The sequence below is a fragment of the Amycolatopsis australiensis genome, from assembly GCF_900119165.1.
In the GTDB taxonomy this organism is placed as follows: Bacteria; Actinomycetota; Actinomycetes; order Mycobacteriales; family Pseudonocardiaceae; genus Amycolatopsis; species Amycolatopsis australiensis.
The window spans coordinates 1158771-1184650 of record NZ_FPJG01000006.1; the positions used below are offsets into that span (position 1 = coordinate 1158771).

General features: G+C 70.2%; 24 protein-coding genes. 12 read left to right on the plus strand and 12 right to left on the minus strand.

What is annotated here, in order from left to right; translation table 11 throughout:
- Positions 1-14 precede the first annotated feature (14 nt).
- Genes BT341_RS06740 through pdhA form a run of 3 tightly spaced genes read right to left on the minus strand, consistent with a single transcriptional unit; the run spans position 15 to position 3536 of the window.
- Complete coding sequence (locus BT341_RS06740) at positions 15-1322, minus strand: dihydrolipoamide acetyltransferase family protein (RefSeq protein ID WP_072475450.1); 1308 nt, start codon at positions 1320-1322, stop codon at positions 15-17.
- 16 nt (positions 1323-1338) lie between these two features.
- The gene (locus tag BT341_RS06745; RefSeq protein WP_072475451.1) at positions 1339-2331 is read right to left on the minus strand and encodes an alpha-ketoacid dehydrogenase subunit beta; all 993 of its coding nucleotides are present in this window, start codon (positions 2329-2331) and stop codon (positions 1339-1341) included.
- A complete protein-coding gene (pdhA, locus tag BT341_RS06750) occupies positions 2331-3536 on the minus strand; it encodes a pyruvate dehydrogenase (acetyl-transferring) E1 component subunit alpha (RefSeq protein ID WP_072475452.1) in 1206 nt (401 codons plus the stop codon). Before pdhA ends, BT341_RS06745 begins: the two co-directional genes overlap by 1 nt.
- Before the next feature lie 369 nt (positions 3537-3905).
- On the opposite strand from pdhA, the gene BT341_RS06755 reads away from it, so the two are divergent.
- The 5 genes from BT341_RS06755 to BT341_RS06775 all read left to right on the plus strand — a co-directional run bounded on the left by BT341_RS06755 (position 3906) and on the right by BT341_RS06775 (position 10529).
- Positions 3906-5324, plus strand: coding sequence for a M20/M25/M40 family metallo-hydrolase (locus BT341_RS06755; protein WP_072481814.1), 1419 nt, complete (start codon positions 3906-3908; stop codon positions 5322-5324).
- Positions 5325-5496: 172 nt separating this feature from the next.
- Entirely contained in the window at positions 5497-6432 is a 936-nt protein-coding gene (locus tag BT341_RS06760; protein ID WP_177328753.1) for an ABC transporter substrate-binding protein, read from the plus strand.
- Positions 6433-6455: 23 nt separating this feature from the next.
- On the plus strand, positions 6456-7388 hold the full coding sequence (locus BT341_RS06765; protein WP_072475453.1) for an amino acid ABC transporter permease: 933 nt from the start codon (positions 6456-6458) through the stop codon (positions 7386-7388).
- The gene (locus BT341_RS06770; RefSeq protein ID WP_072475454.1) at positions 7385-8158 is read left to right on the plus strand and encodes an amino acid ABC transporter ATP-binding protein; all 774 of its coding nucleotides are present in this window, start codon (positions 7385-7387) and stop codon (positions 8156-8158) included. Before BT341_RS06765 ends, BT341_RS06770 begins: the two co-directional genes overlap by 4 nt.
- Before the next feature lie 55 nt (positions 8159-8213).
- The gene (locus tag BT341_RS06775; protein WP_072475455.1) at positions 8214-10529 is read left to right on the plus strand and encodes an oxidoreductase; all 2316 of its coding nucleotides are present in this window, start codon (positions 8214-8216) and stop codon (positions 10527-10529) included.
- Between the two features lie 38 nt (positions 10530-10567).
- Here BT341_RS06775 and BT341_RS06780 read toward each other — a convergent pair whose 3' ends face one another.
- On the minus strand, positions 10568-11143 hold the full coding sequence (locus tag BT341_RS06780; RefSeq protein WP_072475456.1) for an SMI1/KNR4 family protein: 576 nt from the start codon (positions 11141-11143) through the stop codon (positions 10568-10570).
- Between the two features lie 164 nt (positions 11144-11307).
- Here BT341_RS06780 and BT341_RS06785 point away from each other — a divergent pair, with 164 nt between their 5' ends.
- The 3 genes from BT341_RS06785 (at position 11308) to BT341_RS06795 (ending at position 15494) form a co-directional block, all read left to right on the plus strand.
- Complete coding sequence (locus BT341_RS06785) at positions 11308-13119, plus strand: NHL domain-containing thioredoxin family protein (protein WP_072475457.1); 1812 nt, start codon at positions 11308-11310, stop codon at positions 13117-13119.
- 1 nt (position 13120) lies between these two features.
- On the plus strand, positions 13121-13453 hold the full coding sequence (locus tag BT341_RS06790) for a GroES family chaperonin (RefSeq protein WP_072475458.1): 333 nt from the start codon (positions 13121-13123) through the stop codon (positions 13451-13453).
- A gap of 148 nt (positions 13454-13601) precedes the next feature.
- Positions 13602-15494: a VanW family protein gene (locus BT341_RS06795; protein ID WP_425426319.1), complete on the plus strand. Its 1893-nt coding sequence runs from the start codon at positions 13602-13604 to the stop codon at positions 15492-15494.
- 4 nt (positions 15495-15498) lie between these two features.
- Here BT341_RS06795 and BT341_RS06800 read toward each other — a convergent pair whose 3' ends face one another.
- Both BT341_RS06800 and BT341_RS06805 read right to left on the minus strand, forming a co-directional pair.
- Complete coding sequence (locus BT341_RS06800) at positions 15499-16206, minus strand: leucine-rich repeat domain-containing protein (protein WP_072475459.1); 708 nt, start codon at positions 16204-16206, stop codon at positions 15499-15501.
- Positions 16203-17042, minus strand: coding sequence for a helix-turn-helix transcriptional regulator (locus BT341_RS06805; RefSeq protein WP_072475460.1), 840 nt, complete (start codon positions 17040-17042; stop codon positions 16203-16205). Before BT341_RS06805 ends, BT341_RS06800 begins: the two co-directional genes overlap by 4 nt.
- Positions 17043-17151: 109 nt before the next feature.
- Between BT341_RS06805 and BT341_RS06810 the strand changes: the two genes are divergently transcribed.
- Positions 17152-18534 (plus strand): MFS transporter, encoded by a 1383-nt coding sequence (locus BT341_RS06810; RefSeq protein ID WP_072475461.1) that lies wholly within the window; start codon positions 17152-17154, stop codon positions 18532-18534.
- Here BT341_RS06810 and BT341_RS06815 read toward each other — a convergent pair.
- From BT341_RS06815 to mug, 5 genes are all read right to left on the minus strand, one after another.
- Positions 18524-18817: a GlsB/YeaQ/YmgE family stress response membrane protein gene (locus tag BT341_RS06815; RefSeq protein WP_072475462.1), complete on the minus strand. Its 294-nt coding sequence runs from the start codon at positions 18815-18817 to the stop codon at positions 18524-18526. The genes BT341_RS06810 and BT341_RS06815 overlap by 11 nt on opposite strands.
- Positions 18818-18959: 142 nt before the next feature.
- Positions 18960-19235, minus strand: a complete 276-nt coding sequence (locus tag BT341_RS06820) for a GlsB/YeaQ/YmgE family stress response membrane protein (RefSeq protein ID WP_072475463.1) — start codon at positions 19233-19235, stop codon at positions 18960-18962.
- Positions 19236-19370: 135 nt separating this feature from the next.
- Positions 19371-21206, minus strand: coding sequence for an acyl-CoA dehydrogenase (locus BT341_RS06825; RefSeq protein WP_072475464.1), 1836 nt, complete (start codon positions 21204-21206; stop codon positions 19371-19373).
- A gap of 149 nt (positions 21207-21355) precedes the next feature.
- Positions 21356-22141 carry a response regulator transcription factor gene (locus tag BT341_RS06830; protein ID WP_072475465.1) on the minus strand — a complete coding sequence of 262 codons (786 nt, stop codon included), beginning with the start codon at positions 22139-22141 and terminating at the stop codon, positions 21356-21358.
- A 268-nt stretch (positions 22142-22409) separates the two neighbouring features.
- Positions 22410-22970 (minus strand): G/U mismatch-specific DNA glycosylase, encoded by a 561-nt coding sequence (gene mug, locus BT341_RS06835; RefSeq protein WP_072475466.1) that lies wholly within the window; start codon positions 22968-22970, stop codon positions 22410-22412.
- 27 nt (positions 22971-22997) lie between these two features.
- Between mug and BT341_RS06840 the strand changes: the two genes are divergently transcribed.
- Complete coding sequence (locus BT341_RS06840; RefSeq protein ID WP_072475467.1) at positions 22998-23642, plus strand: class I SAM-dependent methyltransferase; 645 nt, start codon at positions 22998-23000, stop codon at positions 23640-23642.
- A gap of 157 nt (positions 23643-23799) precedes the next feature.
- A complete protein-coding gene (locus tag BT341_RS45195; RefSeq protein ID WP_177328754.1) occupies positions 23800-23976 on the plus strand; it encodes a hypothetical protein in 177 nt (58 codons plus the stop codon).
- Here BT341_RS45195 and BT341_RS06845 read toward each other — a convergent pair.
- Positions 23917-24552, minus strand: coding sequence for a VanZ family protein (locus BT341_RS06845; RefSeq protein ID WP_072481817.1), 636 nt, complete (start codon positions 24550-24552; stop codon positions 23917-23919). The two genes, BT341_RS45195 and BT341_RS06845, sit on opposite strands and share 60 nt — an antisense overlap.
- A gap of 225 nt (positions 24553-24777) precedes the next feature.
- Between BT341_RS06845 and BT341_RS06850 the strand changes: the two genes are divergently transcribed.
- Positions 24778-25857, plus strand: a complete 1080-nt coding sequence (locus tag BT341_RS06850; protein ID WP_072475468.1) for a Gfo/Idh/MocA family protein — start codon at positions 24778-24780, stop codon at positions 25855-25857.
- Positions 25858-25880: the final 23 nt, after the last annotated feature.

Sequence of the window (25880 nt, forward strand, 5' to 3'; positions counted from 1 at the left end):
CCTCAAGTGGAAACTCAGTACGTCATGGCCATGGCCGGGTCGGCCAGCAGGGCGCCGACGTCGGCCAGGAACTCCGAGCCCTGCTGGCCGTCGACCACGCGGTGGTCGAAGCTCAGCGACAGCTGGAGCACCTTGCGAACCTTGATTTCGCCGTCCACCACCCACGGCTGGTCCTTGATCGCGCCGAGGCACAGGATCGCGGACTCGCCCGGGTTGATGATCGGCGTGCCGGTGTCGACGCCGAACACGCCCACGTTCGTGATCGTGATCGTGCCGTTCGCCATGTCCGCCGGGGACGTCTTGCCTTCGCGGGCGGTGTCCGTCAATGCCGTCAGCGCCTGAGCCAGCTCCTTCAGCGACATCGAGTCGGCGTCACGGACCTTCGGCACGATCAGCCCGCGCGGCGTGGCCGCGGCGATCCCGAGGTGGACGTAGTCCTTGTAGACGATCTCCTGCGCTTCCTCGTCCCACACCGCGTTGACGTCCGGAGTGCGCTTCACCGCCAGGCACACGGCCTTCGCCGCGAACGTCAGCGGCGTGACCTTCACCCCGGCGAACTCGCGTGACTTCTTCAGCTTCTCGCGGAACTCCATCATCGGCGTGACGTCGATGGTCAGGAACTCCGTGACGTGCGGAGCGGTGTACGCGCTCTGCACCATCGCCGCCGCGGTCGCCTTCCGGACGCCCTTGATCGGCACGCGCCGCTCACGGGTTCCATTGTCCACAGTGGGTGCGGCGACCGGAGTCCCGTTGGCGGCGCGCTCGACGTCCTCCCGGGTGATCACGCCACCCTCGGCGCTGCCGGCCAGCGCGTGCAGGTCGACGCCGAGGTCCTTCGCCAGCTTCCGCACCGGCGGCTTCGCCAGCGGGACGTACCCACCACGCGGTGCAGCGGGAGCAGGCGCCGGAGGAGCGGCGACTGCGGCGGCCGGAGCGGGAGCAGCGCCCTTGCGGGCCCGCCGTTGCGTGACCACGGTCTTGGAGCCGTAGCCGACCAGCGGCTTCATCTCCTCTTCCTCCGCCGGAGCAGCGGCGGCGGGAGCGGCGGGCGCGGGAGCCGGAGCCGCGGCGCCGTCGGGGTCGACGTCGATGGTGAGGATCGGCGTGCCGACCTCCACCGTCTGCCCCGGCTCGACGTGCAGCTCCGTGACCACCCCGGCCCACGGGATCGGCAGCTCGACGGCCGCCTTCGCGGTCTCGATCTCGACCACGATCTGGTTGACCGTCACCTTGTCACCCGGCTTCACGTGCCAGGTGAGGATGTCGGCTTCGGTCAGCCCCTCGGCCGTGTCGGCCAGGGGGAACTGTTTGTACGTAGGCATTGCGCGGAGATCCCCCTTACCAGGCGAGCGAGCGGTCGACGGCGTGCAGTACCCGGTCGAGGTCGGGGAGGTAGTGCTCCTCGAGCTTGGCCGGCGGGTACGGCGTGTCGAACCCGGTCACCCGGAGGACGGGCGCCTCCAGCGAGTAGAAGCACTCCTGCTGGACGCGCGCGGCGATCTCCGACGTCAGCGACGACTCGGACGGCGCCTCCGACAGCGCGATCAGCCGTCCCGTCTTGCGCACCGACTCGAACACCGGGCCCAAGTCCAGCGGCGAAAGCGTGCGCAGGTCGATGACCTCGAGCGAGTGGCCTTCGCCCTCGCCCGCGGCGGCCGCGTCGAGGGCCACCTTCACCGACGGGCCGTACGCGACGATCGTCGCGGTCGTGCCTTCGCGGACCACCTGCGAGGAGAACACCTGCGCCGGCGTGCCGGCCACGTCGATCTCCGCGCGCAGCGCCCCCGAGTGGTACAGCCGCTTCGGCTCGAAGAACAGGACCGGGTCGTCCGACTTGATCGCCTGCTGAATGCCCCAGTAGGCGTCGACGGCGTTCGAAATGGACACGACCTTGAGGCCGGGGATGTGCGCGAACAGCGATTCCGGCGACTCCGAGTGGTGCTCGACCGCGCCGATCCCGCCGCCGAACGGCACCCGGATCACGACCGGCATCTTGATCTTGCCCTGCGTCCGGTAGTGCAGCTTCGCCAGCTGCGAGGAGATCTGGTCGAAGCCAGGGAAGATGAAGCCCTCGAACTGGATCTCGCACACCGGCCGGAACCCGCGCACGGCCAGGCCGACCGCGGTGCCGATGATGCCCGACTCCGCCAGCGGCGTGTCCAGCACGCGCTGCTCGCCGAAGTCCTTCTGCAGGCCGTCGGTGATCCGGAAGACGCCGCCGAGCTTGCCGACGTCCTCACCCATGATCAGGACCTTGGGGTCCTCTTCCATCGCCCGGCGCAGGCCGAGGTTGAGCGCCTTGCCGATGGTGAGTTTCTGGAGGTCGCTCATCAGTGCTCACCCGCCGATACGAAGCCGTCGAGGTAGGACAGGAACTCTTCGCGCTGCGCCTCGAGCACCGGGTTGCCCTCGGCGTAGACGTTGCTGAAGATCCTCTCGGGCGGCGGCTCCGGCATGTTGAACGTGTACTCGCGCAGGTCCGCGGCGAAGCTGTCGGCTTCGGCCTGGACGCTGTCGAAGAACGCCTGGTCGGCGTGACCATTGCGGGCCAGGTAGGCCCGGACGCGCTCGATCGGGTCCTTGAGCTTCCACTCCTCCAGCTCGTCGGAGAGCCGGTAGCGGGTGGGGTCGTCGGTGGTCGTGTGCGCGTCCATCCGGTAGGTGAACGCCTCGATCAGGACCGGGCCGTTGCCGTGGCGGCACTCGTCGAGCGCCCAGCGCGACACCGCCAGGCAGGCCAGGACGTCGTTGCCGTCGACGCGGATGCCGGGGAAGCCGTAGCCGCGGGCGCGCTGGTACAGCGGCAGGCGCGACTGGCGCTCGGTCGGCTCGGAGATCGCCCACTGGTTGTTCTGGCAGAAGAACACCAGCGGCGCGTCGTAGACGGCGGCCCAGACGAATCCTTCGTGGACGTCACCCTGCGAGGTCGCGCCGTCTCCGAAGTAGACGATGGTCGCTTCACCGTCGTCGTCGCCGACCTTGCCCTCGAATTTCTGGCCCATCGCGTAGCCGGCGGCGTTGAGCACCTGGTTGCCGATCACGATGGTGTACGGGTGGAAGCCGTGGCGCTGGTAGTCCCAGCCGCTGTGGTCGGTGCACCGGAAGATGCCCAGCAGGTCCTTCATGTCAACTCCGCGCGCGTACGCGACGCCGTGCTCGCGGTAGCTGGGGAACGCCATGTCGTTCGGCTTGAGCGCGCGGCCGGAGCCGATCTGCGCGGCCTCCTGGCCGAGCAGCGGGACCCAGATGCCCAGCTGACCCTGGCGCTGCATGGCGTTCGCTTCGCGGTCGGCCCGCCGCACCAGCACCATGTCGCGGTACAGGCCGCGCAGGGCTTCGGCGTCGATGTCCTCGACGTACTTGTCGAACTGGGGCGAGGGGACCCGTTCGCCTTCGGGGGTGAGCAGCTGAGTCAGCTCAGCGCCACCTTCGCTGGTTGCTCGCAATCCGGCGATCACCTGTTCGGGGGAGGGCTGGGCCGCGACCGCGGCCGGGCCGTCTCCAGGCTCCGGGTGCGTCCACTGTTCGGACGGCATGCGCTGTACTCCTTGGTGTCGGTGCCTCTGGCGGCCGCTTGTGGCGACCACAGCGACTGCACCGGCGGGGACCAGCGCATCGGGTCCGAAGCGCTCGGTCACCGTCGGCGTTGACGGTTCACGCCGACATCCTGGCACGAAGGTCCGCGTCTTGGTGAGTCACGGATGCTGATTTGTTGCTGAGAAATGGGGCCTGAACAGGGAAAACGCTTGGAAGCCCTAGCATCGGACCTACGAGAGTAGGGCTTCGGTCCGAGCGCTCACCAGGCGTGGCCGCGCGCACGCGGCCACGCGTGCGCGTGATTACCCGGGCGGGCGGCGCCGTTGTGACGTGCCGCACGCCGGGACGTGCGTGGCACGATGGGCCTCGTGGAGCAGAAATCCGTTCGTGAATCCGTCGTGTCGTCGTGGACCGACGACGTCGTCCCGAGCCTGTCCGGACTGGTGGCGATCCCGGCCCTGTCCCCGGCCTTCGACGCCGGCTGGGCGGACACCGGGCACCTCGCCGCCGCCGTCGAGCACGTCCGCGCGTGGATCGCCGGGCGTGACCTGCCCGGCGCGACGCTCGAAGCCGTCCAGCTCGAGGGCCGCACTCCCCTGCTGCTCGTCGACGTCCCGGCGACCCCGGGCGCGGCGGACAAGGGCACCGTCCTGATGTACGGCCACCTCGACAAGCAGCCCCCGGTCGGCGGCTGGTCCGAGGGGCTCGGCCCGTGGACGCCGGTGATCCGCGACGGCAGGCTGTACGGCCGCGGGTCGGTCGACGACGGCTACTCCGGCTACGCGGCGACGACGGCGATCGAGGCCGTCCACGCGGCCGGCGGCGAGCACGCCCGCATCGTGCTGCTCCTGGAGACCGGCGAGGAGTCCGGCAGCCCGGACCTGCCCGCCTACGTCGAGCACCTGGCCGACCGCATCGGCGAGGTGTCGCTGGTGGTCTGCCTCGACGCCGGCGGCAGCGACTACGAGCGGTTGTGGCTGGTCACGAGCCTGCGCGGGATGCTGCACCTCGACGTCACCGTGCAGCTGCTGGGCTCGGCGCAGCACTCCGGCGTGGCTTCCGGCGTCGTCGCCAGCTCGTTCCGGATCCTGCGGCACCTGCTCGAGCGGATCGAGGACAGCGCGACCGGCGAACTGCTGCTCGACGAGCTCAAGGTCGACGTCCCGGCGAACCGGCTCGCGGAGCTCAAGGCCGTCGCGCAGGACTTCCCCGACGCGCTGGTGACGGCGTTCCCGCTGGTCGAAGGCGGCCGCGTGATCACCGAGGACGCGCTGGAGCTGGCGCTCAACAACACGTGGCGCCCGACGCTGTCGGTGATCGGCGCCGACGGCTTCCCGAAGCCCGCCGACGCCGGCAACGTCCTGCGCCAGAGCACCACGCTGACGCTGAGCTTCCGGCTGCCGCCGACGGCCGACGCCGAGAAGGCGCTCGAAGCCGTGAAGCAGGCGCTGACCACGGACGTTCCGTACGGCGCGAAGGTCACGCTCGGCTCGCCGCAGGCGGAGAACGGCTGGAACGCGCCGACGGAGTCGCCGTGGCTGACCGCGGCGCTGCGCCGGGTCAGCGACGAGGTGTTCGGCCGCCCGCACCGCGCGACCGGCATGGGTGGGTCGATCCCGTTCATGGGCCTGCTGTCGCGGAAGTACCCCGAAGCGCAGTTCCTGGTCACCGGCGCCTGCGGGGCCGACTCGAACATCCACGTGCCGGACGAGTGGCTGCACCTGGACTACGCGCAGCAGGTCACGGAGGCCGTCGCGCACATCCTGGACGCCCACGCCCGCGGCTGATCGCCCGCCGGGTGGCGCACCGGCCCGGTGCGCCACCCGGCGACGCCGGCCGGGCTCCGGACAGCGTCGACGGGGTGTGAAACGTCGCCGTAACTAGACAGTGCTGGGCTTTGGTATGGATGAGTGGCAATATGCGTGCTCTCAGAACCTGAGAACTACGAGGAGTGACGACGTGGCCCGAGCAACCCAACTCAAGGCGCTTGCCCTGCTGCCTGCGTTTGCCCTGGTCGGCCTGACCGTGGCCTGTGGCGCGGGGGGAAGCGGCGCGGGCGGCGTCACCGGGAGCAACTCCGCGGCTCCCGGCGCCGGATCGGGTGACGTGGGCACGGTCGCGAAGGACGACGCGCTCGCCGCGCTGGTGCCCGCCGACGTGAAGGCCGACGGCAAGATCCTGGTCGGCCAGGACCAGAGCTACCCGCCCAACGAGTTCCAGGACGGCGGCAAGGCCACCGGCTTCGACGTCGACCTCGGCACCGCGGTCGGCCAGGTGCTCGGCGTGCAGATGGAGTTCCAGAACTCCTCGTTCGACGGCATCATCCCGGGCATCGACGCCAAGAAGTACGAAATGGGCATTTCGTCCTTCAGTATCAACGCCGACCGGCTCAAGTCGGTCGACATGATCTCCTACTACAGCGCGGGCACCTCGCTGGCCGTGCTGAAGGGCAACCCCGACGGCCTCAAGGTCGACGACCTGTGCGGCAAGAAGATCGCCGTCCAGAAGGGCACCACGCAGGTCGAGGACCTCGACAAGAAGAACGCCGCCTGCACCGGCGCCGGCAAGCCCGCCATCGAGGTCACCCAGCTGCAGGCCCAGACCGACGTCAACCTGGCCCTCACCGCCAAGCGCGTGCAGGGCGAGCTGGCCGACTCCCCGGTCATCGACTACGCGGTCAAGCAGACCAACGGCCAGCTCGAGTCGGTCGGCGCGCCGTACGACACGGCGCCGTACGGCATCGTGCTGCCGAAGAACAGCGGGGACTACGCCAAGGCCGTCCAGGGCGCGATCCAGAAGCTGATCGACAGCGGCGCGTACAAGAAGATCCTGGACAAGTGGGGTCTGAACGCCGTGGGCGCGGTCACCAAGTCGGAGATCAACCCGGCCTCCTGAGGCCGCCGAGTTAGGACTGGTTCGTGAGTTCCTCCGAAGCGCCTCCAGCCGAGGCGCCGGCCGAAGCCGAGCCCATCAAGGCCGTCCCGGTGCGCCACTACGGGCGCTGGGTGGCCGGGGTGGTCATCCTCTTCCTCGCCTTCATCGTCCTGCGCAGCGTGATCACGAACGACGCACTGCAGTGGCCGGTCGTCGGCGACTACCTGTTCGACGACCGGGTTCTGCGCGGCCTGCAGAACACCCTGATCCTGACCGTGATTTCGATGCTCATCGGGATCGTCGGCGGGATCCTGCTGGCCGTGATGCGGCTGTCGCCCAACCCGTTGACCTCGGGTGCGGCCGGCATCTACATCTGGCTGTTCCGCGGCACGCCGCTGATCACGCAGCTGGTGATCTGGAACTTCCTGGCGCTGGCCTACCCGCGCCTCGGCCTGGGCATCCCGTTCGGGCCGGAGTTCGTCAGCTGGGACACCAACCAGCTGATCACGCAGTTCAGCGCGTCGCTGCTCGGTCTCGGCCTCAACGAAGCCGCGTACATGGCCGAGATCGTGCGCGGCGGCATCCAGTCGGTCGACTCCGGCCAGCTGGAAGCGGCGAGCGCGCTCGGCATGAGCCGGACGAAGACCCTGCGGCGGATCATCCTGCCGCAGGCGATGCGGGTGATCATCCCGCCGACCGGCAACGAGACGATCTCCATGCTGAAGACGACGTCGCTGGTCGTGGCCATCGGGTACTACGAGCTGATGGTCGCGGCGCAGACCATCTACTCGCAGAACTACAAGACGGTCCCGCTGCTCATCGTGGCGGCCGCCTGGTACCTGTTCATGACGTCGGTGCTGACGCTGGTGCAGATCCAGATCGAAAAGCGCTTCGCACGCGGGACCTCGCGGAACGCGGTCCAGCGCCAGGGCTGGGCGGCGCGGATGTTCAGCCGGGGTGGAGGGAACGTCACATGACCCCCGTGGTGTCCGCGCAGCGGATCTGGAAGAGCTTCGGCAACCTCGACGTCCTCAAGGGCATCGACCTCGAGGTGCACGAGCGCGAGGTGCTCTGCCTGATCGGGCCGTCCGGCTCGGGCAAGTCGACGCTGCTTCGCTGCATCAACCACCTCGAGAAGATCGACGCCGGGCGGCTCTACGTCGACGGTGTGCTCGTCGGCTACAAGCAGCATGGCGACAAGCTGCACGAGCTGCGCGAGAAGGAGGTCGCGTTCCAGCGCAAGGACATCGGCATGGTGTTCCAGCGCTTCAACCTCTTCCCGCACATGACGGCGCTCGAAAACATCATGGAGGCGCCGATCCAGGTCCGGCGCGAGCCGAAGGCCCAGGTCCGGCAGCGGGCATTGGAGCTGCTGGAGCGCGTCGGGCTCGCCGACAAGGCGAAGAACTACCCCGCGCAGCTGTCCGGCGGGCAGCAGCAGCGCGTCGCCATCGCGCGAGCGCTGGCGATGCAGCCGAAGCTGATGCTGTTCGACGAGCCGACGTCCGCGCTGGACCCGGAGCTCGTCGGCGACGTCCTCGGCGTGATGAAGCAGCTGGCCAAGGACGGCATGACCATGGTCGTCGTCACGCACGAGATGCAGTTCGCGCGCGAGGTGGCGGACAAGGTCCTGTTCATGGACGGCGGGGTCGTCGTCGAAGAGGGCCCGCCCGACCAGGTCATCGGGAACCCGCGGGAGGAGCGGACGAAGTCGTTCCTCGCCCGGGTGCTGAACCCGAACGCGTGACGGAAACCGTCCGGATTCGCTACTTTGAAGGCGGGTGAGGGAGGGGGGCGGCGTTTTGACGACCGAAAGCGCGTTGCCCCCGCTCGACCCGTTCGCCGGGATCCCCGACCGCCGCTACGAGGTCAAGGCCTCCGACCTGCTGAAACCGGGTAACGGCGGGCTGCTGCGCTGGCGGCGGACGGCCACGAACGCCCCGATCGTCTACGTCGAGGACGCCTACATCACCGGCACGCTCGACCTGCGCGCCGCGGACCTGAAGTACCTGTTCCGGTTCGAGCGCTGCCGGTTCGAGCACCCGCCGGACGTGCGTGAGGCGAACCTGCTCGGGCTGGTCTTCCGGAAGTGCTGGCTGCCCGGGCTCAAGGCCCGCAACATGCGCAGCCGCAACGACGTCCGGCTGATCCGCAGTGTCGTGCAGGTCGACGGCGCCGACCGGGAGATCGAGGAGACCACCGTCCAGCGCGGTGACGACCGCGAACGCGGGATGCCGAACGCCGCGGTCAACCTCACCGACGCCGTGATCGAGGGGTCGATGGTGCTGACCCGCACCGTCATCTCGCACCCGCACGGCAAGGCGATCCAGGCCGACCGGCTCGTGCTGACCGGCGCGTTGCTGGCCTACCGGATGGTCGCCAACGGCGAGGTCCGGCTCCCCGGCCTGCGGACCGGCGGTAACGTCAACTTCTCCGGCGCCACGCTGAACAACCCGGACGGCTTCGCGCTCAACGGCAACGGCCTGCACATCGGCGGCAGCCTGCTGTGCGAGGTCGACAACTACGGGCCGGCCAGCCAGCGCAAGCGCTTCTCCGCCACCGGGATCATGTACCTGCCGAGCGCGACGGTGGACAGCGACATCGTGCTGCGCGAGGCGAAGCTGACGGTGTCCCAGCAGGGGCCGATCGCCGTCGACGCGTGGAAGTCCAACGACCCGTACCTGGACCCGCGGCCGGCGCTGGTCGCCGACCGGATGCGCGTCGACGGCAACGTCGAGCTGTCGGACGGCCTGCAGGCGCTCGGCACCCTGCGCATGGTCAACGCCCGCATCGGTGGCTCGCTGCGGCTGGCCGGCGCCGAAATCAGCGTCGTGCGCGGCAAGTCGCAGCCGTACTACGACCGCGCGCTGCACCTCGACGGCACCGAGATCGGCGGCGACATCGAGGCGACGAGCCTGCGGGTGCCCACCGGGCAGCTGCGCCTGGCCGACGTCACCATCGGCGGCAACTTCCTCGCCTGGAACTCGATGTTCCGCCACCCGGGCCGGGACGTGTTCTCCGCCCGCCGGTCGCGGATCGCGGGGAACTTCCAGCTCACCGACGCCACGATCCACGGCACGCTGCGGCTGCAGGGTGTCGAGGTCGGTGGCTCGATCAATCTGGCCGGGACGCGCCTGACCGAGCCCGGCATGCGCGCGACCAGCAGTTTCTCCCTCGACGTCCGGACCGGCCGGATCGGCCGCGACCTGACCCTGCGCGACAACAACGGCCGCCCGTTCGTGGCCGAGGGCGGCGTCAACCTCGACGGCGCCCAGGTCGCCCGGCGCGTCGACCTGCGTGGCTCGCAGCTGGGCTCGCTCCCGCCGTTCAAGGTCGCGCTCGACGCCGGCGACGTCACGGCGGACGAGTTCACGCTGACGCCGAACCTGCCGCCGTCCGGCCGGGTCGTGCTGCGCCGCGCGCACTGCGGGACGCTGACCGACAACGAGGAGTTCTGGGCGGCGTCCGAGGGCATCGAGCTGGAGGACTTCCGCTACGACGCGCTGAAGAACGGCATCCGCCTCGACGACGACAAGGCGCTCGACCACCGCATCGAGCTGCTGCGCAAGGCGATGCGCGGCTACCGGCCGGGCCCGTACGACCAGCTGGCCCACATGCTCCGCGCGGCCGGGAACGAGGAGCACGCCTCGACGGTGGCGCTGCGCAAGCAGCAGTTCCGGTACGAAGCGCTGGCTCGCGGCTTCAAGTTCTTCGGCCCGGGCGTCCGGCTGTGGAGCTGGCTGCAGCGGTCGATGGTCGGCTACGGCTACCGCCCGGTGCGCGCGCTCGGCTGGCTGCTCACGCTGCTGGTGCTGGGCAGCCTGTGGTTCGGCCTCGGCTCGGACGACTGCGTGCACCTGCCGGTGACGGACCAGGCGCACCAGATCATCGCGAACGGCCCGCGGTGCGTGGTCAACCAGCAGGACACCGGCCTGCAGTGGAACCCGGTCATCTACACGGCGGACCTGCTCGTGCCGATCGTCGACTTCGGCAACAAGGGCCGCTGGTACATGCACGGCGCGGACAACTGGGTGGCGGCGGGCTTCACGGCGTCCGGCTGGATCCTGGCGACCACCGTCGCGGCCGGCGTCAGCCGCATGCTGCGTCGGGAAAACTAGGTTTCTCTAGCTTTGGCCGTAGATTGCGTTAGGGACGGTTAGTCGAGAAAGCGGGACCAGAACGGGATGTACCGCGGGCCGTCCGGCGGGGCCGTGCTGATGCCGCCTGCGGCGAACTCGCGGTTGAGGTAATCCCGCAGGTCACAGCCGTAGACGATGATGTCCGTCTGGTACACCGACAGCACCGGGTAGCCCGTCGTGCCCGGCAGGCCGGGCAGGTACCGGTGCCCGCAGACCGGCACCAGCTGCGGGACGTCGGCCAGGCGGCGGCGGGCCTCGCGGACCGCGTCCTCCGGGCCGACCGGGCGGGTGCCCCAGTCCGGGAGCCAGAAACCGTGGTGCTCGACGTCGTAGAGGACGCCGTCGACCGGCCATGCCAAACGTTTGCGGAGCTGTTCGGGGTTGCCGCAGCGCCAGTCCGGCCAGCGGTCGCCGATCGGGACGCCGGCGGCCAGGAACGTGCGGTGGTCCGCGGCGAAGCGGAAGCCGAACCGGCGCTCGACGGCGTCGAGCTCGGCCTCGGTCAGCCCGGGACGCACGGGTTCCCGGAGGTTCTCCTGCAGGTGCCGCGCCTCCTCCAAGGTGAGGGCGCCGGCCGGCTGGACGGGGGTCATGAGCTGAGCCTAAGCGGCGGCTCACCTCCCCGCGCGTCCTTTTCCGCCGGTTTCAGGGGGACCCCCATGGGGTGAGTTTGTTCTCTCATCGGCTGGACTTCGGAACACCGGCTGAACACGTGTAGTTCACTTTTGCCGTGACTGCTCCTCGACCGCAGGCCCGCGTGCGCGCCCCCGAGCTGCGCGGCGACGTCTGGCTGAACACCGGTGGCCGCCCGCTGACCCTCGCCGAGCTGCGCGGCCGGATCGTCCTGCTGGACTTCTGGACCAGCGGCTGCATCAACTGCCTCCACGTCCTCGACGAGCTGCGGCCGCTCGAAGCCGAGTTCGCGGACGTCCTCGTCACGATCGGCGTCCACTCGCCGAAGTTCCTGCACGAGGGCGAGCGCGCGTCGATCGAAGCCGCCGTCCGGCGCTACGAGGTGCACCACCCCGTGGTCAACGACCCGAAGATGGACCTGTGGTCGCAGTACGCGGTCCGCGCGTGGCCGACGCTCGTGGTCGTCGACCCGGAAGGCTACGTCGTGCACGTCGCCGCGGGCGAAGGGCACGAAGAGGCGCTTCGCCGCGTCATCGCGGACCTGGTGACGAAGCACGAAGCGAAGGGGACGCTTCGCCGCGGCGGCAGTCCGTACGTGCCGGTCGAGGAGCAGGACGGAGAGCTGCGCTTCCCGAGCAAGGCCGTGGCGACCGCGGAGGGGCGCGTCCTCGTCGCGGACACCGGCCACCACGCGATCGTCGAGTTCGCTTCGGACGGCGAGACGGTCATCCGGCGCTTCGGCAGCGGCGAACGCGGCGGCCAGGACGGCCCGTTCGACATCGCGAGCTTCGCCGAGCCGTCGGGGATCGCGCTGCTGCCGTACGACGTCGCCGAGCGGGCCGGGTACCACGCCGTGGTCGCCGACACCGCCGGTCACCGGCTGCGCGGGCTCGACCTGATCACCGGCGAGGTGACGACGGTCGCCGGCACCGGCACGCAGTGGCGCAGCGGGCCGGACTCTGGCAAGGGTGTCGAGGTCGACCTGACGAGCCCGTGGGACGTCGCCTGGTACGGCCCGGCCGGTGGGGTCGTCGTCGCGATGGCGGGCAACCACACGCTGAGCGTGTTCGACCCGGTGTCCGGGTCGATTCGCCGCTTCGCCGGGACGACGGTCGAAGGCCTCCGAGACGGCGACGTCGGCGAAGCGTTCTTCGCGCAGACGTCGGGTCTCGCCGCGGACGGCGACAAGCTGTGGCTCGTCGACGCGGAGACGTCGGCGCTGCGCTGGATCGAGCCCGACGGCGAGTCGTTCACCGTGCAGACGGCGGTCGGGATCGACCTCTTCTCCTTCGGCCACACCGACGGCCCGGCCGACAAAGCGCTCCTGCAGCACCCGCTCGGCCTCGCCGTGCTGCCCGGCGACAAGATCGCGATCGCGGACACGTACAACGGCGCCGTACGCCGCTTCGACGTCTTCACCCGCGAAGTGACCACGATCGCCACCGGGCTGCTGGAGCCGCAGGGGCTGTTGTTGCACGAGGGTGAGCTGCTGGTCGTCGAGTCGGCGGCCAACCGGATCGGCCCGCTGCCGTCGACCGAGCCGACGGTCGTCACCGGCGACGCGCACGCGGTGCGCCGTCCGCCGACCGTGCTGGCGCCGGGCGAGATCGACTTGGCGGTCGTGTTCACGGCGCCGCCGGGCGAGAAGCTGGACGACCGGTTCGGCCCGTCGACGCGGCTGGAGATCAGCGCGTCACCGCCATCGCTGCTGGCGGACGGCGTCGGCGTCGGCACGGACCTGAAGCGCAAGATCCGGCTGTCGGCGGACGCCACGGAAGGGGTCCTGCAGGTGGTGGCCCAGGCGGCGAGCTGCGACGACGGCGGCGAGCACCCGGCGTGCCGCATCACCCGCCAGGACTGGGGCGTCCCGGTCCGCCTCGCCGCGGACGGGGCGCGGGAGCTGAGCCTGGTCATGGCCGGTGAACCCGCCGAGTAGCATGCGAGCCGTGTCTGACGGGCCGAAACTCGAGATCCAGATGCTGCACGACCGGGTACTCGTGCGGCTGTCCCCGGAGGAGGGCGAGCGCCGCAGCAGCGGCGGCATCGTGATCCCCGCAACGGCACAGGTCGCGCGCCGCCTCGCCTGGGGTGATGTACTGGGCGTCGGCAACAGTGTGCGCAACGTGAAGACGGGCGACCGAGTGCTCTTCAACCCGGAGGACCAGCTGGAGGTCGAAATCCAGGGCGAAGGTCACCTGGTGATGCGCGAGCGCGACATCCACGCGGTGGCCACGGAGCGAACAGAGCACGGAACGGGGCTCTACCTGTAGGTCGAGCCCCGCGGAGGGCGGGCGCGTGACAGAGGACCAGCTGCACGACCCGGCCGCTCCACGTCCGGAGGCGCCCGCTGCTCCGGCGGCTGACGGGTCCGGTGAGTGGCCGGAAGGCGAGCCGGCGCCCCCTGGGCCTGAGTCCACGGTGGAATCACCGGCGGCGGAGCCTGCTGCGGGACCGGCGCCGGAGTGGCCGCAAAGTGAACCTGCGCCCACCGGCCCGCCCGCCGCCGAGGCCGCCGGTGGGGAGCTCTTCGCCGATGATCTTCTCGGGGATCTGCTCGAGACTCCCGCCGCTGCTCCGCTGCCCGAGACTCCCGCCCGCAAGCTCCGCAAAGGCGTTGCCCGGACCATGATGGCCATCGGCATCGCGCTCGGCCTCTTCGTCATCCTCTATGCCGTCGATCTGATCGCCAGCGCCGGTGATGTTCCGCGCGGGGTGACCGTGGCCGGGATCGACGTCGGGGGGCTCACCCATGCCGAGGCCGAGGCCAAGCTGCGCCAGCAGCTCGAGCCGCGGCTTACCCGGCCCGTCGTCGTTCATGGCGGTGATGTGCAGGCCGAGCTCGTTCCCTCGCGCTCCGGGCTCGGGCTCGACTGGCCCAACACCCTCGGGCTCGCCGGGCACCAGCCGCTCAGTCCGATCACGCGGATCATGTCCTTCTTCACCAGCCGCGAGGTCGGGGTCGCGACCCGGACCGATCCCGGCCAGATCAGCCAGGCCGTGCGCGAGCTCGCCGAGGGCAAGCTGAACCACCCCGCCACCGAAGGCGCCGTCGGGTTCACGCCCGTCGCGGGCAGCGACGGGGGCGTCACGCCCTACCCCGTCCTGCCGCGGCAGGGGCAGCAGCTGACCGATCTCGCCGGCGCCGTGCGGACCGTCACCGACCACTGGCTCGACCCCGGCGGGGTCAAGCTCGCCATGGCCATCACGCCGGTGAAGGCCACCGCGGCCGGCGTGCAGGCCGCCTACCAGCAGATCGTCGTGCCCGCGGTCGCGAAGCCCGTCGTCGTGCACGGCCAGGGCAAGGACGTTCCGCTCAAGCCCGCCACCATCGCCTCCGCGTTCCAGTTCGCCGCGGTCGAGGGCGGGGCCGTCGAGGTCCGCATCGACCAGGGCAAGCTGCAGGCCGCACTGAAGGACCCGCTCGCCGGCACCGAGACCGACGGCAAGGACGCGCAGATCGTCTTCACCGGCGACCAGCCCGCCGTCGAACCGTCCGAGGACGCCCGCAAGGTCGACTGGGAGAAGACCTTCCTGCCGCTCATCGACGTGCTCAAGAAGACCGACGGCCGGGACCTGCCCGTCGTCTACAGCGCGTCCAAGCCCAGCGTGACCACCGACGCCGCCAATGCGCTCGGCATCAAGGACGTCATCGGCGAGTTCACCACCGGCGGCCTGTCCGGGCCGGCCGCGACGAACAACCGGACGCTCGCCGCCCGCGTGTCCGGCACGATCGTCAAGCCCGGCGAGACGTTCAGCCTCGGCGCCCGCTCCGGCCCGCGCACCGCCGGCAACGGCTACGTGCCCGCCCCGGTCGACGAAGACGGCACCGGCCCGGTCGTGGTCGGTGGTGGCGTCTCACAGCTGGCGTCCACTTTGTACAACGCCGGTTACCTCGCCGGCCTCGCCGACGCCGGTCACCTCGAGCACGACCACTACCTTGACCGCTACCCCGCCGCCCGCGACGCCAAGGCCATCGACGCCGGCGGCAACCCCGTCGAGCTGAAGCTGACCAACGACACCCAGACCGGCATCGCCATCCAGGCCACCGTTTCCGGCGACTCGGTCACGGTCCGGATCTGGGGCACCCGCCACTACCGCGTCGAAAGCCAGACCGGCGCGCAAACCCCCGGCGATCCCCCGCCGGTCCAGTTCGGCGGAGCCGACGGCGAAGGCTCCTGCCTGCCGGCCATCGGCTCACCCGGCTTCAGCGTCACCGACACGCGCGTGCTCTACGACATCGCGAGCGGCGCCGAGGTACGGCGGACGTCACACACGGCAACCTACGGCCCGCGTCCGACCGTTCTCTGTTGAGTTGTCAGCGAAGGACCATGCACCCCGCCTCCTCGAACTCACGCAGCCACGCCGGCTCCCGGAAGTGCTTGTTCCACCGCAGGTCCAGTTTGTCCAACTTGGACAGCTGAGCGAGCGACGCCGGTAACGTCGTCAACGCGTTCTCCCGCAGGTCGAGCTGACGCAGCTCGCTCAGCGACCCGATCGACTCCGGCAGCGCAGTCAGCTGGTTGCCGCGGAGATGCAACTCCCGCAAGGCGCCGAGAGCGCCGATCGACTCCGGCAGCGCGCTCAGCCGGTTGCGGTACAGCCGCAGCTCGCGCAGCGACGCGAACCCGGACAGATCCCGCGGCAACGCGGTCAGCCGGTTGTCCGTGCACCCCAGGTACCGCAGCTTCCCCAAGCGGCACCAGGCATCCGGGAACGAAGTCAGCCGGTTGTCGCTGACGTACAGGTACTCCGTGAGCCCGGCCAGGTCGCCCAGCTCCTCCGGCAGCGCCTCGAACCGGTTGTGCGCGAGATCCAGCGTGTGCAGCGACTTCAGCGCCGAAATGCCCGGCGGCAGCGAAGCCAGCTGGTTCGCGGCCAGGTTCAGCACCCGCAGCTCGGTCCGCGACCAGAGCGAAGCCGGCACTGATGTGAGCGAGTTGGCGTAGAGGTCGAGCTGGGTGACGCCGGGCGGAACGTCGGGAAACTCCGCCAGCCCCTGGCCGCCGAGTTCGGGTGCCGTCATGACGGCCGCCGCGTCGACGGCAGCAGCGCCCAGGTGGCCGCGTCGTCCGGAGTGGACACCTGGATCCGCAGGCCCGGCACCTCCGACACCGCCAGCTCGGTCAGCCGGAAGTTCATCCGCCCGGCCCGCGGGTGGTGCAGCCGGCGCAGCCGCGCCCGCGGCTCCGCCACCTCCTGCCGCGCCCAGAGGTCGACGAACTCCGGGCTCAGCGCCGACAGCCGGCGGATGTCCTCTTCCCAGGACGGATCGCCGACGTGCCTGCCGTACTCGGCGCGCATCCGCGCGACCATGTGCGGCACCTCTTCGTCGTAGTTCAGCAGGAACCGCCGCGCGTTCGGCTCGGTCACGCAGCACCACAGCAGGTTCTTGTGCAGGCACGGCATGCTGTGCCACTCCCAGAACAGCTCCTCCTGCGCCGAGTTCGACGCCAGCACGTCGAACCGGCCGTTGACCACCGTGGCAGGCAACGGGTCCAGCGCGCGCAGCACCTCGCGCACCGCGTCGGGCACCACCTCGGCCGACGAGGGCAGCCGCGAAGGGGTCAGCTCGGCGAGCCGGTAGAGGTGCTCCCGCTCGATGTGGTCCATCCGCAGCGTGCGGGCGACGGCGTCGAGCACCTGCGCGCTCGCGTTGATCGGCCGCCCCTGTTCCAGCCACGTGTACCAGGTGACGCCGACACCGGCGAGCAACGCCACCTCTTCGCGGCGCAACCCGCTGAGACGGCGACGTGGGCCGGGCGCGAGCCCGACCTCTGCCGGGCCGATCCGCGCCCGGCACGCCTTGAGGAACTGGCCGAGTTCCTCCCGGCGGCTGGTGTGGACCTGCGTCTGGGTCATGCGGACATGGTGCCCGAGGGGTACGACAATTTCGACGAAGGAGGTGCTGGGAGTACCAGCATCGCCAGGCTCTCTCCGCGGACGACCGGCGAACCCCAAGGTCGGACGCATGACACTGACCACTCCTGCCCCGGCCACCCCGGACCGGGCCGCCCGGCCGGACCGGCGGCCGTGGTTCATGCTGGCCGTCCTGCTGCTCGGCCAGTTCATGGCGCTGCTCGACGTCACCGTCGTGAACGTCGCCATGACCGACATCCGCACCGACCTGCACGCGTCCGGCGCCGCGCTGCAGCTCGTCGTTTCCGGCTACACCGTGGGCTACGCGATGTTGCTGATCACCGGAGCCCGGCTGGGCGAACTGTTCGGACGGCGACGGCTGTTCGTCACCGGCGTCGTCACTTTCACCGTCTGCTCGCTGCTGTGCGGGCTCGCGCCCGGCGCGGGCTTCCTGATCGTCGCGCGGATCGCGCAAGGCGCCGGGGCGGCGTTGATGATGCCGCAGGTCATCAGCGTCATCCAGGCGCAGTTCACCGGTGCCGCGCGAGCGAAGGCGCTGAGCGCGTACACCGCCGTCATTTCGGTCGCGTTCGTGGCCGGTCAGGTGCTCGGCGGCGTCCTCGTCGGCGCGGACCTGTTCGGCACGGGCTGGCGGCCGGTCTTCCTGGTCAACGTGCCGATCGGGGTGCTCGTGGCCGTTCTCGCCGTCAAGCTGCTGCCCGGCAGCGTGGCCAAGGCGGGCCGCCGGCTCGACCTCGCCGGCCTGGCGATCGCCGTGCCCGCCGTGGTGCTGGCCGTGCTGCCGCTGGTGCTCGGACACGAAACCGGCTGGCCGGCCTGGACGTTCGTGTCGATGGCGGTGGGCGCGCTGCTGGCCGTGGTGTTCGTGGTCGTCGAACGCCGGGTGGCCGACCCGCTCGTCGATCTCGCCGTGCTCAGGATCCGCGGGGTCGCGCCGGGTTTGGCGACGCTCGCAACGGGCGTCGCGTCCTACGGCGGATTCCTCTTCTGCGTGTCGCTGCACCTGCAGTCGGGCCTTGGCAAGACGGCGATGGCCGCCGGCCTGGCGATGGCGCCGGGCGGCATCGTCTTCGGCCTGTGCGGGTTCTTCTGGAACCGGCTGCCGAGGCGGGTGCACGGGTGGCTGACCCCGTGCGGTTACGTGGGATCGGCCGTCGCCTACGCGCTGCTCGGCCTGGGCAGCGACGGCGGGACGTTGTTCTTCGTCGCCCTGGTGCTGTTCGGCCTCTCGATGGGGCCGGCGTTCGGCTCCCTGATGGTGAACGCGCTGACGCACGTCCCGCTCGAGCGCGCGGCGGATGTCAGCGGCCTGCTGACCACCACGCTGCAGCTCGGCCAGGTCGTCGGCGTGGCCACGTTCGGCAGCCTGTTCCTGACGCTGGCCGCGACGTCGTCCGCGACCGCCCTCACCACGACCATGACCTGCGCCGCCGCGCTGCTGCTCGCCGGCGCAGGCCTGTCGCTCAGGCGGTAGTGCGGTTGCCGCCCTTGACCTTGGCGTAGATGGCCGACGCCGCGATGACGCCGACGACCGCCGCGACGATCTGGAAGATGTGCCGGATCCAGTCGATGCCGGACGTGTGGCGCACGCCGAACACACCGGCCAGCCAGTTGCCGATGAACGCGGCGACGATGCCGACCACGATCGTCAGCCAGATCGGGATCTTCTGGTCTCCTGGCGCGAACAGCCTGCCCAGTACGCCCAGGATCAGGCCGACGATGATCGTCGAGATGATGCCCCAAAGTCCGCCGAGCACAGTTGCCTCCTCGGATAGCCGACAGCGTCACGGTGACACCGATCCGGCCGCCGCGCCCGTCCGGACCCACGAAGGGGTGACAACGAAAAGCCCGGCCCGGTTCGCTCGGAGGCGAACCGGGCCGGGCCGGGATCCGGGGGCGTTACCTGGTGACGCCACGGCGGCCGTAGGCGCCCGCCGCGATGCTGACACCGATCGCGGCCAGCACCACCTGAGTGAGGATTTCCAGCCAGTCGATGCCGTTGGTGTCGGCGTACCCGAGACCGCGTGCGATGGCCGTGCCGATGAACGCGGCGATGATACCGATCACAATGGTCAGCCAGATCGGGATGTTCTGCTTGCCGGGGGCGACCAGACGGCCCAGCACACCGATGATCAGCCCGACGATGAGTGCGCTGACGATGCCGGCGACAGTCATCACATTCTCCTCTCCAGGATCCGCGGACCCGGCCAATCGGGTCCGTCGGACTCGGTGAGCGGAATGCCCGCCCTGTCCGGACCTGAAACACGAAAATGGCCCCTCCCCGGCGGGAAGGGGCCATTTTCGTGACCGTCAGAACGCGGCTTCGTCGATCTCCATGAGCGCGTTGTCGGCGGCCTCCACGATGGCGCGGCGCGAGGTCAGCTCGGGCAGCACGTTCTTCGCGAAGAACGAGGCCACGGCCACCTTGCCCTCGTAGAACGGGACGTCCTTGGCGGACGCGCCCGCGTCGAGCTTGGCGATGGCGACCTCGGCGTGCTTGAGCAGCTGCCAGCCGATGAGCAGGTCGCCGACCGACATCAGCAGCCGGACCGTGTGCTGGCCGACCTTGTTGATGCTCTGCGGGTCCTCCTGCGACGCGGTGAGGTAGCCGATCATCGAGCCCAGCATGCCCTGCGTGTCCTCGAGGGCCTGCTTGAGCAGCGCGCGCTCGTTCTTCAGCCGGCCGTTGCCCGCCTCCGACTCGATGAACTTCGTGATCTCACCGGCGACGAAGGCCAGCGACTGGCCCTTGTCGCGGACGATCTTGCGGAAGAAGAAGTCCAGCGACTGGATCGCCGTGGTGCCCTCGTACAGCGAGTCGATCTTCGCGTCGCGGATGTACTGCTCGATCGGGTAGTCCTGCAGGAAGCCGGAACCGCCCAGCGTCTGCAGCGACTGCACGAGCTGCTCGGTGGCGCGCTCGGAGCCGACCCCCTTGACGATCGGCAGCAGCAGGTCGTTGACGCCGTGCGCGACCTTCTGGTCACCCTCGCCGGTCCACAGCTGATCCTGGAAGGACGCCGTGTACAGGTAGACCGCGCGGAGGCCTTCGGCGTACGCCTTCTGGAGCATCAGCGAACGCCGGACGTCCGGGTGGTGCGTGATGGTGACGCGCGGCGCGGTCTTGTTCAGCATGTTCGGCAGGTCGGCGCCCTGGACGCGCTCCTTGGCGTACTCGAGGGCGTTGAGGTAACCGGTCGACAGCGTGGCGATGGCCTTGGTCCCGACCATCATCCGGGCGTACTCGATGACCTGGAACATCTGCGCGATGCCGTCGTGCACCTCGCCGAGCAGCCAGCCCTTGGCCGGGGTGCCGTGCTGGCCGAAGGTCAGCTCGCACGTCGTCGAGGCCTTGATGCCCATCTTGTGCTCGATGTTGGTGACGAAGGCGCCGTTGCGCTCGCCCAGCTCACCGGTCTCGCTGTCGAAGTGGAACTTCGGCACGAGGAACAGCGACAGGCCCTTGGTGCCCGGCTTGGTCTCGATGCCGGGACCCTCGGGACGGGCCAGCACCAGGTGCATGATGTTCTCGACCATGTCGTTCTCGGCCGAGGTGATGAACCGCTTGACGCCGTCGATGTGCCAGGAGCCGTCCTCCTGCTTGGTGGCCTTGGTACGGCCCGCGCCGACGTCCGAACCGGCGTCCGGCTCGGTCAGCACCATGGTGGCGCCCCAGCCCTTGTCGATCATGATCCGGGCCCAGCGCTTCTGCTCTTCGGTGCCGTTCTTGTCGACGATCATCGCGAAGTTCGGGCCCGCCATGTACATGAACAGCGGGGCGTTGGCGCCGAGGATCAGCTCGGAGGCCGCCCACTGGACCGTCGGGGGCAGGCCGAAGCCGCCGAGGTCGTTGGTGAGGCCGAGCCGCCACCACTCGCCCTCCATGAGCTGGCGGTAGCTCTTCTTGAACGACTCGGGGATGGTGACGCTGAAGGTCTTCGGGTCGTAGACCGGCGGGTTGCGGTCGGCGTCGGCGAAGGACTCGGCGAGCGGACCGGTGGCGAGCTTGTTCAGCTCGGCCAGCACACCGCGCGCGGTCTCCTCGTCGGACTCGGCGAGCACACCCTTGCCAAGGCGCTCCTGCACGCCGAGTACCTCGAAGAGGTTGAACTCCAGGTCTCGGACGTTGCTCTTGTAGTGGCCCATGTCGTCACTCCAATGTGTTCGGCTCCCCGGCCGGGCACATGTTCGCCTTACTCGCCGGTAACTTCAGGATATTACCTGCGGGTAACTGGAGCAAGCGGATCCGCACTTCCGAGTATCGGAAATCCTGCCGCCGTCATGGGAAAAGAAGGTCAGCGCTGCCCGGGAAGGGCGGTTGTGTCGGCGGTCACCGGAACGTGGCCGTCGTCGGCGCGGGCGACCAGGATCCCGCCGCGGAAGGCGATGGTGACCGCGTGCGTCCGATCGCGCGCGGAAAGCTTGCGCAGGATGCTCTTCACGTGCGTCCGGACCGTCTCGACGGACAGGAACAGCAGCTTCGCGATCGCGGAGTTCTCGAGCCCCTCGGCGACCAGCTGGAGCACCTGGTACTCGCGCCGGGACAGTGGCATCGGGCCGCGCGGGGCCGGCGGGCTGTCGTGGGCCAGGTCGCCCTTCGGCACCGTCGCCCGTTTCGGCCGGGCGGTGAGCGCGGCCAGCGCCGGATCGATGTACCGGCGTTCGGCGTGGGCGCGCCGGATCGCTTCGGCGAGCCGGCGTGAATCGATCGACCGCGGCACGATCGCGTGCGCGCCGGCCGCGATCGCGGCCGCGAGGTACTGCTGAGTGCGGTTCGAGTCCCGGATCAGCGTGACCAGGACCAGCGCCGGGTCGCCGGCGTTGAGCAGCTTCGTCAGGTGGCAGTTCGGATCGAGGGCCGAGTCGAGCACGACGACGTCCGGCTTGACCTGCTCGCACAGCTGCAGCGCGGCGTGGTGGCTTGCCGCCTGTCCCGCCCAGTGCAGCCCCTGGCTGCGGTGGACGAGCGCGGCGAGGCCGTCGCGGAAGATCGGGACCGGATCGACGACCGCCACGCCGAGACTGCGTCCAGGGGGTCCGATCGGTCCGCCGGGCCGGCGGGTGGGCTCGATGCCGTGCATCGTGGGCCTCCGTCTCTGCGCCGTCGCTCCTGGGGACGCCGGACGCCGCCGGCACCGTCCGGTCCCCCCTGCCGGGACCGGCCAAAAGTGACTCCTCCTGCTTGGTACGAGTCGCGATTGCGCAGCTCATGACGCCATCTCACCCTCATGGCCCAATCCGCCGGTCACAGCAAACTTTCGGTAGAAGAGGATCTTCGCGAGGCGGCTCGGCCGTGCGGGGCAGGTCGTGACGTGGCCGTCGGTGCTACTGAGGGTGGCCTGCCCTTGTTCAACGATTTCGACGACGCCGGGATGCGGCGCGCAGCACCGCGAACTCCTTCCCGAGCTCCGCCGGCGTCCAGTGGGCGTTGAGGCCGCTGGGGTTCGGCAGAACCCACACGAAGGTGTCGCCGATGCGGTGTTCCTGGCGGCCGACGCGCGCCTTCTTGAAGCCGAAGGCGGTCCGGTAGGCGGTGATCCCGACGACGGCGAGCCACCGCGGCCGGTACTCGAGCACCTTCGCGACCAGCAGTTTCCCGCCCGCACGCAACTCGTCGTCACTGAGCTCGTCGGCGCGGGCGGTGGTCCTGGCGACGACGTTGGTGATGCCGAGCCCGAGGTCGAGCAGCTGGTCCTGTTCGCTGGGCGCGTAGAGCCGCGGCGTGAACCCGCCGGCGTGCAGGGCGGGCCAGAACCGGTTGCCGGGGCGCGCGAAGTGCTGCCCGAGCGCACCGGAGTAGAGACCGGGGTTGATGCCGCAGAACAGCACGTCAAGCCCGGGCGCGATGACGTCGGGAATGGTGGCGTTGTGCGCGGCGGCCAGCTGGTCCTTCGTGGGTCGGGTGCTCACCTGCCCAGTCTCCGGCACGCTGGCGAGGTGGAGGTCACCGCGGACGGTTGTTTCGTCGACGTCTACCGCCTGCTGCCGCCGCAGGGCGAGCCGGAGATCGTGCACGCCGCGATGCCGCCGTCGGCGTCGATCCTCGAGCTGGGGTGCGGGACCGGCCGGGTCACGCACCCGCTGGCGGAGCTGGGCCACGAGGTCGTGGCGGTGGACGACTCGCCCGCGATGCTCGCGCACGTCCGTGCCGAGACGGTCTGTGCGCGCATCGAGGGGCTGGATCTCGGCCGGACGTTCGAGGCGGTGCTGCTGGCAAGTCACCTGATCAACACCCCGCGAGACGACGACCGGCGCGCGTTGCTCGCCGCCGCGCGCCGCCACCTCGCGCCTGCGGGCCGGCTGATCGTCGAGTGGCACCCGCCGGAGTGGTTCGACGGAGTCGCCTCCGGGCAGGGCGGCCGGATCGGCGAGGTGGCCGTGGAGCTGGCCGGCGTGGTCCGCGACGGCGACCTGCTGTCGGCCACCGTGCGGTATTCGGCCGGCGGACGGCGGTGGGATCAGGAGTTCACCTGCCGCCGGTTGGCGCTCGATGACGTCTTGGCCCCGGCTGACCTGGTCTTCGACGGATGGCTCACCGCGGACCGGCGCTGGTTCGCCGCCCGGGCTGGTCGCCGGGGGTAGCGGATTCGCGGGCGGACGGCGCGGGCGTGGGTCAGATCGGGAGCTTCCGACCGCCGGCCGGTTCCCGACCTTCTCCCGTCGCCGGGGGTAGCGGATTCGCCACGGACCTGCGTAATCTGTGTGATCTCCCGCACAGCGCCGTACCGAGGAGGATTTCGTGCAGCTTCCGATCGTCCTCGGGCTCGTCGCGCTGGTGCTCGCGGCCGCCGCGCTGGTGGTCATCCTCGAAGACCGGCGGGCCGCCCGGCGGGCGGCCCTGCAGCGGAAAGCCCGGCTAGCGCGGCTGGGCGAGGTGGACCCGCTCGCGCCGGGACGGCTGCACGTCGACCGGTGAACGCCGCAGCGCCAGCAGCAGCGCCCCGAACACCCAGCCGAGGCCCGCTCCGAACGTGTTGTTCATGAGGTCGTCCACGTCGAAGATCCGGTAGACGTACGGTGCCGTCCCGAAGTTCGCCGTGACCTGCGTGATCTCGATGAGCAGCGACGCCGCGAAGCCGATCAGCGTCGTGCCGGTCAGGCCGCGCCGCCACAGGGTGCGCGCGAACACCCCCAGCGGCACGAACAGCAGGACGTTCAGGCACGCCTGCTCGAACGTCTGCGTCATGAACCACTGCCACACCGGCTCGCCGTGTTTGAGCAGCTCCGTGTGGATGTCGGTGATCCACTGGAACGGGTGCAGCTGCACCGTCTGGCTCAGCCGCCGGGTGCCCGGACCGGGCAGCGGGAGGAAGACGACCGCGAGGGTCATGCAGCCGTACAGGAGCACCGCGGCGGTCGTCGCGAGGCCACGCACCCGCAGGCCGCCGTAGCGCGCAAGTTGCGTGATCAGCTGCGGCACCAGCACCACGGTCCACACCGCGAGGAAGCCGATGAACCCGTACTGCAGGGCCGTGACCTGTGCGTTCGTCATGCCATCGACGTTATGGATCTTGCCCGCCGGCGCGCTTCGGTCGAAGAGCCGGACGCGCGGGACCGGCATCGGCCAGTCGGCCGACCCGGGCACGGGCCGATCGGCCGGTGACCGAAGTCATCGCGGCCGGCCACAGACATAACCGGATGCGGCTTGCGCCCACCCGGGAATGACCACGACGCTCTGCACGTCGAAGTCTTGTGCAGGGCAACGAAAGGAACGTCCATGGCACCGGTCCGGGTCGGCATCGTCGGGCTCAGCGCGAACGGTGGCTGGGCCGCCACCGCGCACGTGCCCGCGCTGGCCGCGGTGGAGGGCTACGAGCTGCGGGCGCTGAGCGGCAGCAGCGCCGAGTCGGCGCGGGTGGCCGGGGAGAAGTACGGCGTGCCGCTGACCTTCGGTGACGCCGGCGAGCTGGCGCGGCACCCCGAGGTCGACCTGGTCGTCGTCGCCGTGAAGGTGACCGAGCACCGGGCGCTGATCGAACCCGCGCTGGCCGCGGGCAAGCCGGTGCTCAGCGAGTGGCCGCTCGGCGTGAGCCTCGCCGAAACCGAAGCGCTGGTCGAAGCCGCGAAGGGGGTCAAGACCGCGGTCGGGCTGCAGGGGCGGTCCGCGCCCGCCCTGCGCTACCTGCGGGACCTCATCAAGGACGGCTACGTCGGCCGGGTCCTCTCGACGTCGCTCATCGCGTCCGGCGCCAACTGGGGGCCGAGCGTGCGGGCCGGCCGCGACTACCAGCTGCACCCCGAGGGCGGGGCGACCATGCTGACCATCCCGTTCGCGCACACCGTCGACGCCTTCGACATGGTGCTCGGCCGGTTCACCGAGCTGTCGGCGACGATGGCGACCGTCCGGCCGCGGGTGCGTGACGAGGTCACCGGCGAGTCCGTCCCGATGACCGCGCCGGACCAGATCGCCGTCACCGGGGTGCTCACCGGCGGCGCCGTCGCGTCGCTGCACCTGCGGGGCGGGTCGTCGCCGGCCACGGACTTCCACTGGGAGATCAACGGCACCGAAGGCACCCTGGTCGTCACCGCCGCGGATCCGCTGTTCTGGATCGCGAAGCTGACGTTGCGCGGCAGCCGCACCGGCACGCTCGAGAAGCTGACCGTGCCCGCCCGCTACGAGCTGCCCCAGCTGGCCGGACGCAGCGCCGAGCCGTCGTACAACGTCGCGCACGCCTACGCGCGTCACCTCAAGGGCGACTTGCCGGACTTCGCGCACGCGCTGCGCGTGCACCGGGTGCTCGACGCCGTGCAGCGGTCCGCGGACTCCGGGACCCGGGTTCAGCCGGACGCAGAGTAACTGTTACCGACGGTTGTAGGTTC

Bases quoted from the DNA above. Each gene is read 5' to 3' on its own strand.
- BT341_RS06780 (WP_072475456.1), bottom strand. From the start codon at position 11,143: ATGACCCCCGTCCAGCCGGCCGGCGCCCTCACCTTGGAGGAGGCGCGG.
- pdhA (WP_072475452.1), bottom strand. From the start codon at position 3,536: ATGCCGTCCGAACAGTGGACGCACCCGGAGCCTGGAGACGGCCCGGCC.
- BT341_RS06820 (WP_072475463.1), bottom strand. From the start codon at position 19,235: ATGACTGTCGCCGGCATCGTCAGCGCACTCATCGTCGGGCTGATCATC.
- BT341_RS06740 (WP_072475450.1), bottom strand. From the start codon at position 1,322: ATGCCTACGTACAAACAGTTCCCCCTGGCCGACACGGCCGAGGGGCTG.
- BT341_RS06805 (WP_072475460.1), bottom strand. From the start codon at position 17,042: ATGACCCAGACGCAGGTCCACACCAGCCGCCGGGAGGAACTCGGCCAG.
- BT341_RS06825 (WP_072475464.1), bottom strand. From the start codon at position 21,206: ATGGGCCACTACAAGAGCAACGTCCGAGACCTGGAGTTCAACCTCTTC.
- BT341_RS06850 (WP_072475468.1), top strand. From the start codon at position 24,778: ATGGCACCGGTCCGGGTCGGCATCGTCGGGCTCAGCGCGAACGGTGGC.
- BT341_RS06790 (WP_072475458.1), top strand. From the start codon at position 13,121: ATGCGAGCCGTGTCTGACGGGCCGAAACTCGAGATCCAGATGCTGCAC.
- BT341_RS06845 (WP_072481817.1), bottom strand. From the start codon at position 24,552: ATGACGAACGCACAGGTCACGGCCCTGCAGTACGGGTTCATCGGCTTC.
- BT341_RS06800 (WP_072475459.1), bottom strand. From the start codon at position 16,206: ATGACGGCACCCGAACTCGGCGGCCAGGGGCTGGCGGAGTTTCCCGAC.
- BT341_RS06745 (WP_072475451.1), bottom strand. From the start codon at position 2,331: ATGAGCGACCTCCAGAAACTCACCATCGGCAAGGCGCTCAACCTCGGC.
- BT341_RS06770 (WP_072475454.1), top strand. From the start codon at position 7,385: ATGACCCCCGTGGTGTCCGCGCAGCGGATCTGGAAGAGCTTCGGCAAC.
- BT341_RS06830 (WP_072475465.1), bottom strand. From the start codon at position 22,141: ATGCACGGCATCGAGCCCACCCGCCGGCCCGGCGGACCGATCGGACCC.
- BT341_RS06810 (WP_072475461.1), top strand. From the start codon at position 17,152: ATGACACTGACCACTCCTGCCCCGGCCACCCCGGACCGGGCCGCCCGG.